This window comes from Sphingobacterium sp. UGAL515B_05 (assembly GCF_033097525.1).
GTDB lineage: Bacteria > Bacteroidota > Bacteroidia > Sphingobacteriales > Sphingobacteriaceae > Sphingobacterium.
The window spans coordinates 3,767,669-3,784,818 of the sequence record NZ_CP109907.1 but is presented as its reverse complement, the minus strand read 5'-3'; the positions used below and the strand labels follow the sequence as shown (position 1 = coordinate 3,784,818).

At 43.9% G+C, this 17,150-nt stretch carries 7 protein-coding genes; 6 read left to right on the top strand and 1 reads right to left on the bottom strand.

Features of this window, described 5'->3' with window-relative positions:
* Nucleotides 1–91: 91 nt before the first annotated feature.
* The gene (locus tag OK025_RS15375) at nt 92–4,171 is read right to left on the bottom strand and encodes a two-component regulator propeller domain-containing protein (RefSeq protein ID WP_317665036.1); all 4,080 of its coding nucleotides are present in this window, start codon (nt 4,169–4,171) and stop codon (nt 92–94) included.
* A gap of 440 nt (nt 4,172–4,611) precedes the next feature.
* Between OK025_RS15375 and OK025_RS15370 the strand changes: the two genes are divergently transcribed.
* The 6 genes from OK025_RS15370 to OK025_RS15345 are packed head-to-tail and all read left to right on the top strand — an operon-like array spanning nt 4,612 to nt 17,143.
* The gene (locus tag OK025_RS15370) at nt 4,612–7,794 is read left to right on the top strand and encodes a SusC/RagA family TonB-linked outer membrane protein (RefSeq protein ID WP_317665034.1); all 3,183 of its coding nucleotides are present in this window, start codon (nt 4,612–4,614) and stop codon (nt 7,792–7,794) included.
* Nucleotides 7,795–7,804: 10 nt separating this feature from the next.
* A complete protein-coding gene (locus OK025_RS15365) occupies nt 7,805–9,700 on the top strand; it encodes a RagB/SusD family nutrient uptake outer membrane protein (RefSeq protein ID WP_317665032.1) in 1,896 nt (631 codons plus the stop codon).
* 27 nt (nt 9,701–9,727) lie between these two features.
* Entirely contained in the window at nt 9,728–12,607 is a 2,880-nt protein-coding gene (locus tag OK025_RS15360; RefSeq protein ID WP_317665030.1) for a SusC/RagA family TonB-linked outer membrane protein, read from the top strand.
* 21 nt (nt 12,608–12,628) lie between these two features.
* A complete protein-coding gene (locus tag OK025_RS15355; RefSeq protein ID WP_317665028.1) occupies nt 12,629–14,392 on the top strand; it encodes a RagB/SusD family nutrient uptake outer membrane protein in 1,764 nt (587 codons plus the stop codon).
* A gap of 16 nt (nt 14,393–14,408) precedes the next feature.
* On the top strand, nt 14,409–15,434 hold the full coding sequence (locus tag OK025_RS15350; protein ID WP_317665026.1) for a DUF5627 domain-containing protein: 1,026 nt from the start codon (nt 14,409–14,411) through the stop codon (nt 15,432–15,434).
* A 23-nt stretch (nt 15,435–15,457) separates the two neighbouring features.
* Entirely contained in the window at nt 15,458–17,143 is a 1,686-nt protein-coding gene (locus OK025_RS15345) for an endo-1,4-beta-xylanase (RefSeq protein WP_317665024.1), read from the top strand.
* Nucleotides 17,144–17,150: the final 7 nt, after the last annotated feature.

Genomic DNA, 17,150 nt, shown 5'->3' with positions numbered 1-17,150 from the left:
CAAATAAAAAAAAGAAGGGTAAAAATGTTTAAAACAGATTACCCTCCTAAAAAACTGACCTAAAACGACCTTTTAAATAACAATATTATGCTTAGTGCACGGATGTACTTTTATGCGATTGGATATATTCACTTGGCGTCATTTGATATTTTGCTTTAAAGACTTTTGTAAAATAGTTTGGATTGGCAAATCCCGTCTCATAAGCAATTTCAGAAATAGACTTATCGCTTTTTTCCAGCAAACCTGCCGCCTTTTCTAGTTTCACAGAGCGTATAAAATCTACGGGAGACATGCCCGTCAGTTCCAGCAGCTTATTGTAAAGGGAGGCCCGGCTCATCGAGGTGTGGGCACTTAGCGCTTCGACCGATAACTGCGGATTATCGATATTATCGTGTACATAATTGAGTACTTTTTGTAAAAATTTATCTTTTTCGGACCTGATCGTCATTTCGGGCGCTAAAATAGACACCTGTTTACTATAGACTTCCCTGAACGCCTGGTTCAGCTGAAGCAAACTGTTAACCTTCGCTACCAGTACATCCATATCAAAAGGTTTGGTCAGATATCCCACCGCACCCGATTCAAGCCCGCAAACAAGACCATTGTCGACCTGTGAGGCCGTCAGCAGTACAACAGGAATATGTTTTGTCCGTTTATCCTGCGCCAGCTTCTGTGAAAATTCCATACCATTCATATATGGCATCTGAACATCGCTCACCACAAGGTCAGGGTGATGAAAAAGTGCTTTTTGCCAGCCATCCTTTCCGTTAGTAGCCTCGATAATCTGATAATACTCCTTTAAAGACTCGCTGAGGTAATATCTAAAATCTTCATCATCTTCAATAATCAACACAAGCGGGCACTGTCTAAGCTCCACAGGTTGTATCTCCGTAACTACTTCTGGTTCAACCCCACCCTCATATACCGACTCAGCTTGATCCAGCCATAGATCAAATTTAAAGGTACTTCCGCTGTCGGGTTGACTGTTAACCGAAATCTCGCCATGGTACATCTGAACAAATGACTGTGCAATTGACAGTCCAATACCTGAACCCTGACTTGCCACCTTGCCCTCAGTATCATGCTGAAAAAAACTCTCAAATATCGATTGTTGCAATTGCTCGGGAATTCCGATACCAGTATCGCGCACTTCAAGGGAAACATGCATTTTCTTGTCGACAAGGCTTATAGAGGATATACTTACAGCGATATCCCCACCCTTTTTGGTAAATTTAAAAGCGTTATAGATTAAATTAAATAGAATGCGCTCAACCTTATTTCGGTCAAAACGACAATACAATTTTTCCTGGCATGGAAAAAAAGAATAATCGATACCTTTTTGCAGCGCCATATCCTGAAATGAACGGTATACTTCCTGTACAAAAGATACCAATTCACCATCTTCATCCTGCACTTTCAATTCATGGTATTCCATTTTACGAAAATCCAGTAATTGGTTGACCAAATTTAAAAGCCGCCGCGCGTTACGGCTTACCAGATTTAGTTGATCGCCCAGTTTGCTATCTTTATTTTTGGCAATCAAAGCATCCACGGGCCCTGTGATCAAAGAGATTGGGGTTCGGAATTCATGACTTAAATTTGTTAAGAATCGGATTTTCATTGCATCTATTTGATGCTTTGTCTCGGCATCTCTCTTTTGCTGTTCAATGAGCTGCCTCGCCTGGATACGCTCCTGTTCAATCGCAAATTTTTGTTTTAACTTTTGGATCCCGCGATGTCTGATCCACAGCAGGCCGCCCAATACTGCTAACACATAAAATAGATAAGCATAAATGGTGCGCCAAAACGGTGGAGCAACATGTATCGCAATCGATTTGATTTCCTTGTTCCAAATACCGTCGTTGTTGCTTGCGCGAACCTCAAAAACATAATCTCCCGGATCCAAATTTGTATAATAGGCACTATTTTCCTTTCCATTTCGAATCCAATTTTTGTCAAAGCCGACAAGTCGGTACTCGTATTGGTTATCCTCAGGTACAGTTAGATTTAGCGCGGCAAAAGAAATTGAAAAATTTTGTTTGTATTTCAGGTTGATGCGATCGGCAGTCAACAGCGACTGCTGTATTGGCCCCTTCTCCGTGGGCTGAACAATCACATTGTCAATTTTTAAATCCGTCAGTGCGACCTTCGCAGGATTGCCATTTGTTTTTAAATGAGCCGGATAAAAATGGTTAAACCCTTTCTGCCCACCAAAATAAATTTCTCCATCGTCCGTTTTTAGTGACGCACCGAGCATAAAAGCACCTTCTTGCAATCCCACAGCATTAGAATAGTTTTTGAACTTATTTTGCACCGGAGAATAACAACTCAATCCTTTGTTTGTTGAAAACCAGATCCTCCCTTTATCGTCCTCGATAATACTCTGAATAGCACCATTCACTAATCCATCTTTCTCAGAAAGTGTCTCAAATAGTGTTTTCCCTTTTCGCAGCAAACCTACTCCATTGCCATTTGTTCCAACCCATAAATTTCCATTTTTATCCGTATGTACGGCTAATATATAATTGCTTGGGAGCTTATTTTTTGCTTTGTCATACAGTGTAGTCTGTTGTTTCAAAGGGTCATACATCACCAGGCCCGAGCCGTAAGTTCCTATCCACATATTATGTTCCTGATCTTCCGCTAGTGCACGTATAAAATTTCCAGGTAGCTCTATTCCATCGTTTGAGTGCTCTTCCCGCTTGTATTTTTTGACGATAGCGCTTCCTTTTTGAATGATGTTCACGCCGCCGCCATTCGTCCCAACCCAGGTATTCCCCCGAAAGTCTACTTTTAAACAAAAAATATCGTTATTATTCAAATTATCTTCCCTGTTACCAACAGTATATCTTTTTAGATTTCCATTAAGCAGATCATAACAGATAACCCCTTGCTGATAGGTACCGATCCAAAGCTGATCGAATTTTCTTTCCAAAGTCAACACCGTAAGATCTTTAGGTAAGTTGGCCGAAAGTTCAACAGACGACAGTCTATCTGTGGTTCGATCATATTTCCAGATACCACCACCATCAACGCCCAAAAAAATCTTATTCTGATAAGCCGCGAAAGAAGTTACTATAGCTGGGTCACCGGTCATACCCTCCAAAAAATCCAAACTTTTTAATCTAAATTGGCTTAAATTGGTATCGAATTTATTTAGCCCTCCCTGAAAGGTACCTATCCAGTAAATTCCGCTATTATCGACAAAAATAGACCGTATCGATTTATGAGAAAGACTATGAACATTACTTGGATCCGGCTTAAAAGTCCGAATTGTTAAAGCCCTGGTATTAAGCACATCAAGACCATTGTCCGTTCCGATCCATAAGTCCTGCTTTTGATTGTAACATAAGGTGTAAATGCGGGGGCTGCTTAAAGCTCCTTTCCCTTCTCCTGCGCTAAATTTATTGAACTGCGAATCGCCCGGATTCAAATATTTAAGGCCGAGCATAGATCCGACCCAGATACGGCCCTGATCATCTTCAACAATGGAACTAATTTCAATTCCATTTCCATATCCTTCCTTTTCCGAAAGAACTTCAAAACGTTTTATGGTCTTTAGGTCTGCCGATATGCGAAATATGCCATTCTCTGATGACACCCACATGTTGTTCTTTCGGTCACGAAAAACACTGCCCGTTACTTTACCGGCAAAAGCTTCTACAATACGTCGATAAGTTGGATCCATTCTCTTTTGTAGATCATTGACGTCCAAAATATACAAAGCACCATAGGAAGCGATCCAGATATTTCCACTTGCATCCTTATCGATCGCATTAATAGCGGTACTGAGCCATTTACCATCAGGGGTAAGATTGTACGACCTGATCCGGTCAGCTTCCCGATCATAATAACTTAATCCCCCTCCATTTGTACCGATCCATATTCTTCCCTTCCTGTCTTCACATAAGGCCGAAATATGGTTTGCCATTAAACTATTCTCTTTGTTGGCATCATACCGGTAGACATTGTAATGACGTCCGTCGAAGCGATTAAGCCCATCCTCTGTTCCTAGCCAAAGAAAACCATAACTATCGCGGTAGATACTATAGATTGTATTGGAAGAAAGTCCATCCTTTGAAGAATAGCGTTGAAAAGTTACAGGCTGGCTTTGTCCATAAGAAAAAAACGTCAGCATCATCCAGGTGAATACCACTAAAGTTCGCATCATATATTTAGGTATGTAATCTTCAATACAAAAAAATCTGTATTGAACTGTCAACTAAATTATCAAATTAATCCCTACTAAACTAGTCTCTACAATCATTTGACCCATGTAAGCGGTATTTTTTGACATTCTTATCCTTCATTTAAACATTCTTGCTATCCACCAAATTTTCCAATGGCTAGCTTTGGTATACAATTATAAACTGCTTTGAAAGGCATTCCCAATATAGGGAAAACTATATGCAAACAATGCAACCGGTTGCTATATAGTTATAAAAAATTTAACCAATTATTATACAGCATATGACAGTACCTGATGATCCATGACTGTCCCTTAGATTTTTTATCAAAATGAACTAAGGGAACACCGATACAAACGTATCTAGCCAATTAGAGAAAATTTAACCAAGAATTCTTAAACCTATTTATCAATCCACAAATGCGATGATGATTACATGTACAATCACACGAGTAAGGCATTGGAAAAAGCTATGGGGTATAGCTAAGCCATTCACTTTACTGCTGTTCCTGCTTTATGTTGGACAGACAACACTCTATGCTCAGGCCAAAAGGCAGATAAGGGGCATTGTCGTCGATAGTAACCATAAAAAAGTGAGCGGTGCGTCCATCAGGGTAAAAGGCACCTCGCTAGCCACGGCTACCGATGACAATGGAGCTTTCACGATCCAAGTCCCTGCAGATAATAATTTATTGACCATCTCCAAGCTAGGATATGGCCAACTCGAAGTGGATATCCACAATAAGAACACGGTAGAAGTACAACTAAGCGATAAGTCTATCGAAATCGAGGAAACCATTGTTGTCGGCTATGGTCGTCAAAAAAAGGAAACTGTCGTTGGCGCCATTGCGCAAACTTCGGGTAAAATCCTCGAGCGCGCAGGTGGTGTTTCCAGTGTAGGCGCCGCATTGACCGGTAATGTGCCCGGTGTCATTACCACGGCAAGTACCGGTATGCCGGGCGAGGAAGATCCCCGTATTGTGATCCGCGGACGCAGTACCTGGAATAATACCGACCCATTAGTCATGGTCGATGGGGTGGAACGACCATTATCTGCCGTTGATATCAGTTCCATCGAAACTGTTTCCGTCCTCAAAGATGCCTCGGCAACTGCTGTCTATGGTGTTAGAGGGGCCAATGGCGTTATTTTAATCACCACCAAGCGGGGTAAAGAAGGGCAAATGCTGATACGCGGTACCGTCAACAACATTGTAAAAACGGTTTCCCAACTTCCGGGAAAAATGGATTCGTACGATGCTTTGATGCTACGCAACAAAGTTATCGAATATGAGTTAGGGATTTCTCCTTCCAGTTGGGCCAACTATCTTCCACAAGACGTCATCAATAAATACCGTTTTCCCGCTGACCAGACGGAACGCGAACGTTATGTGAATACCGACTGGGCAAAAGAACTCTTTAAAAGCCACGCTTTTTCACAAAATAGCAGCGTCAATATTGCTGGTGGTACACCCTTTGTCAAATATTTTGCCAATGCGGACTTTCTTTACGAAGGCGATATGTTCCGCCAGTTCGAAAATGCTCGCGGTTATAAAGCTGGCTACGGTTTTAACCGTCTAAATGTACGGTCCAATTTAGACTTCCAGCTTACTCCCACAACTAAATTTTCAACCAACTTGGCAGGGTCTCGCGGTGTCAAAAAAAGTCCATGGGGCGGCGGCAACGATTATTCCTATTGGATCGCTGCCTATACGGTAGCTCCAGATGTCATTTATCCACGCTATTCAGACGGTACCTGGGGTTACTATGCCTTAAACACACAAGCCGGGATAAACTCTGCCCGTGTGCTGGCACTTAGCGGAACCGAATACATCACCACCAGTCGTATTACAACAGATTTTACGCTCGAACAAGATCTTAAGTTTTTAACGAAGGGGCTTAACGTTCGTGGGACAATCTCACTGGACAACACGTTTGTCGAGGGCGGCCGCGGTATCAATGATGCCAACAACAGTACACAAAGTAAATGGATCGATCCCAATACGGGATTGCCAACCTATCAGATCGCTTTCGATGGTACAAATAGATTTGACTTCGTCGAGGGCATAAACTGGACAACCGGTGCCGGACAGGTCAGAGACTGGTCTACCTATCGAAGATTATTTTATCAATTGCAGTTAAACTACGCAACGACCATCGCTAAGAATCACAACATCACTGCCATGGGTTTATTTAACCGCAATCAGACCGGAACAGGGAGTATGATTCCCTCCTATCGCGAAGACTGGGTATTCCGCACCACCTACAACTACAAAAATAAATATATGCTCGAGTACAATGGAGCCTATACGGGATCAGAAAAATTCGGTCCTGACAATAGATTTGCCTTTTTCAATTCCGGTGGGATAGGCTGGCTAGTTACTGAAGAAGAGTTTATGAGGCCTATCTCGTTTCTGAATATGCTCAAGTTACGTGCGTCCTATGGTGACATCGGTGACGATAGTGGCGGCCGTCAATTTCTGTACCTAACCCAATGGGCATATGGGGGCACCGCTGGCATGGGGGTTGAAGGCCGCTACTCCTACTCCGACGGCAATACCAGTCCTTATATCTGGTATAAGGAAAGTGCGCTTGGCAATCCAAATATCCGCTGGGAAAAAGTTAACAAATTCAATGTCGGCCTCGACTTCGGTCTGTTCAATAGCCAGATAACCGGTAAAGTCGACTTTTTTAGAGACCGTAGGACAGATGTCCTGATTAGCGGCGCCAACCGAGCCATTCCTTCCTACTTTGGGATGGAGGCACCTACAGCCAACCTAGGTAAGGTACAGAATAAAGGGTTTGAAGTAGAACTGAAATTTAACAGACAGCTCAATACCGACTGGAGAATATGGGCTGATATCAATTTTACCCATGCCAAGGATAAAGTCATCAATGCCGATGCACCCGAGTTGCTGCCCGAATATCAGAAACCGGATAACAAACAAGTGAGTCAAACCTATTCTTATGTTAGCTCCGGATATTACAATACTTGGGACGAACTTTATTCGAGTACCGCGCACGAAAGCAATGACCTAGCGAAACTACCCGGCAATTATCATATACTGGATTATAACGGGGATGGTATTATCGATGCTAAGGACAATATTCCCTACGCCTTTCCTTCGGTTCCACAGAACACTTATAATTATACCATTGGATTTGATTGGAAGAATTTCAGTGTCATGACCCAGTGGTATGCCGTAAATAATGTCACCCGGCAAGTTGTTTTCAACAGCTTCTCGGGCCAGCTTAACCTCGCTTATGACGAAGGTTCCTATTGGTCAAAAGACAATGTCAATGCAGACGTACCACTACCACGCTGGTTATCACAGTCGAGTACTTATACACCCGGTAGCCGGTATATGTTTGATGGTTCCTACATTCGATTGAAAACAGCCGAAATTGCCTACAATTTTAATCGGGAATCCAGCGTAATCAAACGCCTTGGGCTTCAAAACCTTCGCATTTTTCTAAATGGCAACAACTTAGTTTTCTGGTCCAAAATGCCAGACGACCGTGAATCCAATTATGCCGGTACGGGCTGGGCATCACAGGGTGCCTACCCTACGGTAAAGCGGTTTAATCTAGGTGCAAACATTACATTTTAATCCTACCACTATGAAAAAGTATTTCAAGGTAATCTTTATATCTACTGTGATCTGGTCTTCAACTTCCCTACTCTCGTGTAAAAAATACCTGGATAAAGAAGAACAGTCCAATGTGTCCTCCAAAGAAGCATTTAAAAACTTTATTAACTTTCAGGGCTATACAGAAGAGTTATACAGCTGTGTTGTCAACTTCAGCAACAACTACTGGACCAACTCGTGGAACTGGGGTGAAGATGAAATGACCTCAACAGCTGGAAATTATCATTTCGTTCACAAAATCGACAACGGTAATTTTTGGGGTTGGCAAAGAGAATCCGACGGCTGGGGCTCCGGCTGGATGGATCAGGGTGATTTTACCACCATCAATGGGGATGTATTTGCCAACCGCGCCTTCCGCGATTTATGGAGCGCGGCCTGGTTTGGTCTGCGAAAAGTAAGCCTCGGACTAGAAAATATTGACAAATTAACCGAAGCCACCTCCGAAGAAAAGAACCTGATCAAGGGGCAATTGTTATTTTTCCGAGGTTGGTTTCACCACCGACTGATGGAATATTTTGGCGGGATGCCGTACATCAATTATGTACTTCCAAGTGACGAAAAGCTGCGGTTGGCAAGATTGAGCTACCATGCCTGTGCGGATCTTGCTGCGGCCGATTTTAGAGAAGCGGCCAATCTATTGCCGATCGACTGGGACAATACCACTGCCGGAAAACGTACCCTGGGGAAAAATCAATTGCGCATCAACAAAATCATGGCCCTTGCTTATCTTGGCAAAAATTATCTTTGGGCGGGAAGCCCTTTGATGAATTTTCAGTCTACCGGGAATAAAACCTATCATACCGACTATTGTAAAAAAGCAGCTCAGGCCTTTGGCGAACTACTTTCACTTGTCGAAAGCGGACAGACAAATTACGCCCTTGTTCCTATGGCCAATATTCACTTGAATTTTTACACAACAGGCCAAAATTGGGCCATGCCCGGCAGTACAGAAGCTATATTTAGAGGGCCCTACATTGACGCATGGGTATCGAATTATGGTACCAGTAAACAGTACATTCCGCTGGTCGTCTCCGACGGAGATGCATTGAAGTTTATTCCAACAGCCAATTATGTCGACTACTATGGTATGAAAAACGGTTTACCGATCAAAGACATTACCCAGTCTGACGCAGAATCAGGTTACAATGCCGAATACCCTTGGAAAGATCGCGACCCACGCTTTTATAAGGACATCATTTTCGATGGAACAAAAGTCGTCCAGGGAAATACACAGGACGAAAAAAATCGATACGCTAACCTTTACAGTAATGGAAGCTATCGAGATATCCAGTCTGGCAGCCAGACAGGCTACGTGTTACGTAAATTTGTCCCTATAACAGCCAACAAATATGATCAAGCCTATAATTATGGATCCAATCTTCATATTTACGTGCCCTATATGCGTTTATCTGATGTCTATCTGATGTACGCCGAATCCGCCATGATGGCTTCCAACTCAGCTACAGGCAAAGCCGACAATTACGGTAAAACAGCAGTTGATGCGATCAATATCGTTCGGGATCGGGCTGGCGTGGGTCATGTAGATGCCAAATTTCTAGGTTCGGCTAACGCATTGTTACCTGAACTACGGCGGGAACGAGCTGTGGAGCTCGCTTTTGAAGGTCATCGTTTTAATGATCTGCGACGCTGGTTGCTGTTGACCGAATCACCTTACACCTTAAAAAAATCGGTTGTTTTTGATCGGGCAGGAACCTTCAACACCGTAGATCCATCCCAAAACCGCGTCGTCAACATGAAAGAAAATGTCCTTTTGGAACGGAAGTTTACAAGCAAGCATTACTGGTTGCCCCTAAAGGTCAGAGATGTCAACATGTATCCCGAGTTCTATCAGAACCCAGGCTGGTAACAAGTTTTTCATTTAATCATTCAAAAAATGAAGTACAAAAAATTAAGAATAGCACTATGTCTTGGATTGAGTTGGATAGCTACCGCTGAAGGAATGGCGAAAGAATCACTTAATCCAACCATTAGACAACATAAAAATATTTTTCCGGAGCGCTCGACATTTGTTGGTCCGGACAGTATTGGCACCGATAGTACGACACTTGTACAGGTCGCTTTCCGAAAAGTTCAGAAGAAGGACCTTATGGGCAATGTACAATCCATCAATGTTCCACAATTGCTCGACAAGAGTTACAACACCTACAGTCTGGAAAATCTAGATGCCTTTATTCCGGGATACAACGGTAATATTTGGGGTATGGGTGGTTATTTGGTATTAGTGGACGGATTTCCGCGTGATGCCAATAACGTTATGCCAACAGAAATCGATCAGGTCAGTGTATTGAAAGGCGCCAATGCCATCGCTCTTTATGGTAGCCGAGCAGCCAAAGGCGTAATTAGCATCACGACAAAACGCGGAAAATCCGGAGGTCAACAGATAAAAATTAGAGCCAATAGCGGTATCAATGCGGCTATGAGCTATCCGCAATATCTTGGCTCCGCAGAATATATGACATTGTATAATGAAGCTCGACAAAATGATGGATTATCACCACTCTATAGTGCCGAAACAATCTACCAACATGCAGCCGGAACAAATCCTTATCGTTATCCCAACGTGGATTACTATTCATCGGACTATATCAAAGATCACTATAATCGCTACGATGCCACCGCTGAAATCTCAGGAGGCAATCAACGTGCACAATATTATACCAACTTTGGATTTTGGTCTGAAGGGTCCCTCCTCAATTTTGGACAGGCGAAAAAAAATGGTGGCGCCAATAGATTCAATATGCGCGGTAACATCGATGTGAAAGTCAATGATCTGATCTCCCTGAACGTCGATGCAGCAGCCAGTTTTTATATTTCCAAAGGGGTAAATGCGGACTACTGGGGTGCAGCAGCAACCGTGCGGCCACATCGCTTCTCTCCACTCATTCCTATTGATATGATCGAAGAAGGTGACGTCAACTCGATGGTGTATGTCAACAACAGCAATTTTCTCATCGATGGCAAATATCTCCTTGGGGGAAGTCAGCTGGATCAAACCAATGCCTTTGCAAACGTTTATGCCGGCGGCACAAACCGCTATCTAAATCGGCAGTTTCAATTTAATACGGGTTTAAATTTTGATCTAAAAAACGTCTTGGAAGGTCTGGTTTTCAAAACCAACCTGGCTGTGGATTATCAGTCAAATTACAACCAATCCTATAACAACAATTATGCTGTTTATCAGGCATCGTGGAACAACTATGATGGAAAAGACCTTATCAGTAGCCTCACAAAATATGGTGACGACCGTATTTCAGGCATCCAAAATATCAGTGGCAGTACCTATAGACAGACCATCGGTCTCAATGGGTCCCTAAACTTTAACCGTACCTACGGTAATGACCACCATGTATCGGCAATCCTATTGGCCAATGCGTTCCAGATCGCTGCCTCCGGCAGCTACCACAAAACCAGCAATGCCAACTTAGGGCTGCAGTTGGGCTACAATTATTCAAGCAAATATTATGTTGACTTTAGCAGTGCTTACAGTCATTCCGCCAAATTACCACAAGGGAATAGAAGAGCCCTATCTCCTACTTTAGCGCTCGCCTGGCGTCTATCTAAAGAAAATTTTTTGATCGACAGCAAAGTCGTCAATGAGTTAAGATTATCCGCCTCGGCCGGTATATTAAACACGGATCTGGATATTAGCGACTATTACCTCTATCAGGGGTATTATACCTATAACGACGCAGCATGGTATAGCTGGCGCGACGGTGACCTCGTCCATACCTTTGACAGACGCAGGGGTGACAACCCCAACATGAAATTCCCGAAACGCAAGGAATTTAATATCAACCTCGAAGGTGGGCTCTACAACAACCTGATCACCTTTAATACGTCCTACTTTGTTAATCGGATGAGCGGGGGGTTGGTACAGGCGGCAACACAGTACCCAATGTATTTTATGACTTACTGGCCCGTTTATTCTGACCTTCCCTATGTCAATTTTAACGACGACGAACGCAGGGGTGTCGACTTTGGCATCAATCTGAACAAACAGATCAACAAAACCTTCGTATCACTGGGTTTCAACGGGATGTACTATACGACCAAGGCGGTAAAAAGGGACGAACTCTATGAATTTGCTTACCAAAACAGAGCCGGAAAACCACTGGATGCCATCTGGGGTTTACAGCATGATGGTTTTTATAACAGTCAAAGTGAAATTGACCAAGCTGCCTTTTCAACATTTGGAGAAGTCAAGCCTGGGGATATCAAGTATAAAGATCAGAATGGTGATGGTACCATCGATACCCGCGACGAAGTATACTTAGGCAAAGGCGGATGGGCCGGTGCCCCACTGACATTAGGTTGCAACCTGACCGTCAAATGGAATAATTTCACATTATTTGCCGCGGCAACGGGACAGTTCGGAGCCAAAGCTATGAAAAACAGTTCTTACTTTTGGGTAGATGCGGAAGATAAATATTCAGTGGTCGTACGTGACCGCTGGACAGAGTCGACCAAGGAGACCGCAACTTATCCGCGCCTTACCACCTTTAACAGTGACAACAACTTTCGAAGCTCAGACTTTTGGCTATACAAGACCGATCGCATCAACCTATCCAAAGTGCAGCTGTCTTACGATTTCCCAAAGCGTCTATTCAATGCTAAGTTTATACACGAACTGGGGATTTATGCCACGGGATCCAACCTACTGACCATCGCCAAAGAAAAGGAAACGATGCAATTGAATATTGGACAAGCACCACAAATGCGTTTTTTCAACATCGGACTGAAGGCACTATTTTAATCTTTACTATCTAAGACGAGAATGATGAAAAGAATACTAACCATAGCCATCCTAAGCAGCTTACTATTTTCTTCCTGTGAAGATATGTTTGAGCCGGCTCTTGAAAATAATCTTGAAATTGAAACAGCCAATAGTCGCCCCCTTTACGCACAAGGGCTACTTTTAAATGGATACAACCGGGTTCCGGCTAATAGCTATAGCTTTGATGATGTCGCCACAGACAATGCTGTGAGCAACGATAAAAGCAATACTTACCTTAAAACAGCAACCGGACAATGGACAAGCATCAACAATCCTTTCGACCAATGGCGCAATAGCTATGCAGCCATACAGTACCTCAACAATTTTTTATCCCTAAGTGATAAAGTAGAATGGGCCTTGGATCCCAAGGTCAGTACGATGTTTAACGATCGCATGAAAGGTGAAGCTTATGGTCTCCGGGCACTATTTATGTTTCACCTGTTGCAATCCCATGCCGGAAAGTCGAGTACCGGTGAGATACTTGGTGTGCCTATCCTGCTGACTCCCGAAGATGTCAATTCGGATTTTAACCACAGTCGTGCACCGTTCGAAGCCTGCATGCAGCAACTTTACGATGACATCAAAAAAGCAGAAGACCTGTTGCCTATGGATTATGAAGACATCGGTGCAGACAGTCAAGTTCCGGTCAAATACGCAGGCACAATCAATAAAGACGATTACAACCGTGTATTTGGAGCCTATTTCAAACTCCGCATGACCAAGCGCATCGCGCAGGCAATTCGTGCCCGAGCAGCGTTAATGGCGGCAAGTCCGGCATACAGCGAGGGCAGCAAAACAACCTGGGAGCAAGCCGCCAACTATGCGGGGCAGGTCATCCAGGCCAAAGGTGGACCAAGTGGTATCGATCCGAAAGGATTCACCTGGTACAATAAAGATGTGGTCGATGGCTTAACCTCCGGATCCAATCCGGCCGAAATACTTTGGCGCACCGACAAAGGAAATAGCAACAGCATGGAACAGGACCATTTTCCGCCAACATTGTTTGGCAGAGGACGTCTCAATCCAACACAGAATCTGGTCGATGCCTTTCCCATGGAAAATGGCTATCCCATTGACGATGCCAATTCGGCTTACAATAAAACCAATCCGTACGACAAGCGGGATCCCCGATTGAAGACTTACATTATTGTCAATGGTGCCACGGCAGGCGTAAGCAACACGGCTATCAATACCGCTGCCAATAGTCCAACAAACGATGGGTTAAATAAGGTCGAAACATCTACTCGGACGGGCTATTACCTGAAAAAGCTGCTGCGCCAAGATGTAAACCTCAACCCTTCATCTTCTACACAACAAATGCATTTCAATACACGTATACGGATGACAGAAATGTATCTGGCCTATGCCGAAGCCGCAAATGAGGCCTGGGGGCCTACTGGCATGGGTACTTTTACCTTCTCGGCCTACGACATCATCAAGGCTATTCGCAGACGGGCGGGTGTAGGAGCCAACAATGGCGATCCTTACCTAGAACAGGTAAAAAACAACAAAGAGCAAATGCGGCAGCTGATCCGCAATGAGCGGAGACTAGAACTTTGTTTTGAAGGGTTTCGGTTTTGGGACCTGCGTCGCTGGAAGTTGGATATCAACGTTGCTGCAAAAGGAATCAGTATAAGCAACAACAGCTATACCGAGATTCCGGTAGAGAATAGACTTTATGAAAACTTTATGTACTACGGTCCGATCCCGTACAGTGAAGTACTCAAATACAGCAATCTTGTACAGAATACGGGATGGAATTAACATTAATACACGCATAATGAAAAAGATCAATCTTCTTTACGCCATGGCTTTGGTAAGCCTGGCGTCTTGCAAAAATAACGACTGGGAGTTCCCAGATTTCGAATTTCAATCGGTATACTTCGCCTATCAGACACCCGTCAGAACGGTAACCCTAGGCGAAGACATTTTTGACAACAGCCTCGACAACCAGCATAAGGTGAAAGTCATGGCAACCACTGGAGGAGTATACAACAATGGAAAAAACATCCGTATCGATTTTGTTGTCGACAACAGCCTTACGAATGGCCTTAGCTATCCAAACGGGCAGGCAGTTACCGCATTACCCAACAGTTACTATCAGCTTAGCAGCAATCAAATTAACATCCCAAGTGGTAGTCTCACAGGCGGTGTTGAAGTACAGCTGACTGACGCATTTTTTGCCGACCCAAAATCCTTGGAAACCTATTACGTACTTCCTCTAAGGATGACAAAAGTGGTTAACGCCGATTCCATCCTCTCCGGTAAAACTTCGCTACAGGCTGCCAATAGGGCTATTGTATCCGATTGGGATGTCGCACCAAAAGATTTTACCTTTTATGCACTCAAATATATCAATCCCTGGCACGGCAATTACCTGCGTCGGGGTACCGACCAAATTGTCGGCAAAGGTGCCAATAACAGCTTGACAAAAAATATCGTCAGACATCAGGCTTATGTAGAAAAAGACGAAGTCAAAAGCGTCACGACAGCAGCGCTAAAGAAATCGATCTTACCCCTTTCTTTTAAAGGAACTGATGATGTCAATATCAATGTCAATCTGAACTTAACTTTTGATGACGACAACAATTGTAGCATTAGCTCGGCAAGTGCTGGCATCTCCGCTACAGGAACCGGTAAGTTTGTCAAACGGGGCGAAAAAAACAGCTGGGGCAATGCAGACAGAGATGCACTTTATCTTTCCTACACGATCGATATGACACAAATGAGTGTCACCAGCAAGGATACCCTCGTGATGCGGGATAGATCTGTAAAAATGGAAACATTTACACCCATCAAAAAGTAGTATCAATTCTATAACGAACAACGATGAAAAAAATCAACAAAACTATCGTCATCCTACTTTCGCTCGGCACCGCCTGGAGTTCCTGTTCCAAATATCAGCCACTGGATTACGCCGTCGATAAACCGGAGCAAGTACTGACGCAGGAAGATATCAATGCTTACAACCCATTAAAAAGTTATCTGGATAAGCAAGGCAACCCCGGATTTAAGCTCGGTGTTGCGCTCAATATGAACGATTATTTTAACAAAGGAGTCCTTTACCGCTTAGCTAACCGAAATTTTGAAGAAATGGTCATGGGCTATGAAATGAAACATGGCTCCATTGTGCAGGCCGACGGAAGTCTCAATCTATCACGGGTCGAACAGCTTATCACAGCCGCACAGGAAAACAACATGGCGCTATATGGCCATACCCTTTGCTGGCACTCGGGACAGAATGCGGCCTATCTCAATAAATTAATAGCACCTGTGGTGATACCAGGTTCGGGAGGTCCAGCCCTGGCGGGGCACGCTTTAAAAATGAGTAACCCCTCTGTTGTCAACGCCTGGGAAGCACAGACCGCCTATGATATCAACCCGACGGAAGTGGGTAAAGAATATGTATTGAAGATTGTCGCACGAGGCAATAAAGCGGGCAACATTGGCATCGATCTGCAGACCACCGCCAATTACACCGGCGACAACATGGGCTCATTAGCATTAACGACAAGCTACAAAGAATACGAACTTAAAGTGACTGCAACTGCCGCGCGTAACCGTTTTATTATCAATTTTGGCCAATACGATGGTACCATCTTCATCGACAAGGTTGTGCTTACAAAAACTGGCAGTTCAACAAGCCTCATTGCCAACAGTGATTTTGAAAACAATATTGACGGTTGGTTCGGTTGGGGAAATAATTCATCCAGAGCGCAGTCCGCCAATGGTGAAGGATATGGCAGCCCGGGAGGTAGCACGATTGAGAAAACACCTGCCGAGAAAGAAACCATACTCACCAAAGCGCTGGAGACATTTATTGCTGGTATGCTGGAAAAAACCAAAGGTTACATCAAAGCTTGGGATGTCGTCAACGAACCCATGTCCGACTGGCCCGATCAATATGCCTTGAAGACCGGAATCGGAAAGATCGATTTGGCGGATGACGAATTCTACTGGCAAGATTATTTAGGGAAAGATTATGCCGTAAAAGCCTTCCAGCTTGCCCGCAAATATGGCAATGCCAATGACCTCCTTTTCATCAATGACTATGGTTTGGAAGGCAGTGGCAACAAATGCAAAGGACTCATCGCCTATGTCAGCTACATCGAAAGCAAAGGCGCCAAGGTGGATGGGATCGGTACCCAGATGCACATCGACATCAACACAAGCAAAGACAATATCGTCAGTATGTTTAACCTATTGGCCGCCACCGGCAAGCTGATCAAAGTGTCTGAGCTCGATATTGGTTTGGGAAATGGCATAAAGACTAGCAATGCAACGACTGAAATGTATCAGCAGCAGGCCGACATGTACAAGTTTGTCGTTGAGAAATACCTCGAGATCATTCCCAAGGATAAACAGTACGGTATCACCCTATGGAGCCCATTGGATAGTCCAGACCAGGAAGGTTCATTCTGGCGACGTGGAGAGCCCATCGGCTTATGGACCGAAGGATTTGTTCGAAAGCCAGCCTATCAGGCGGTTGCTGAGGCATTGTCAGCTAAAAAATAAGATCATT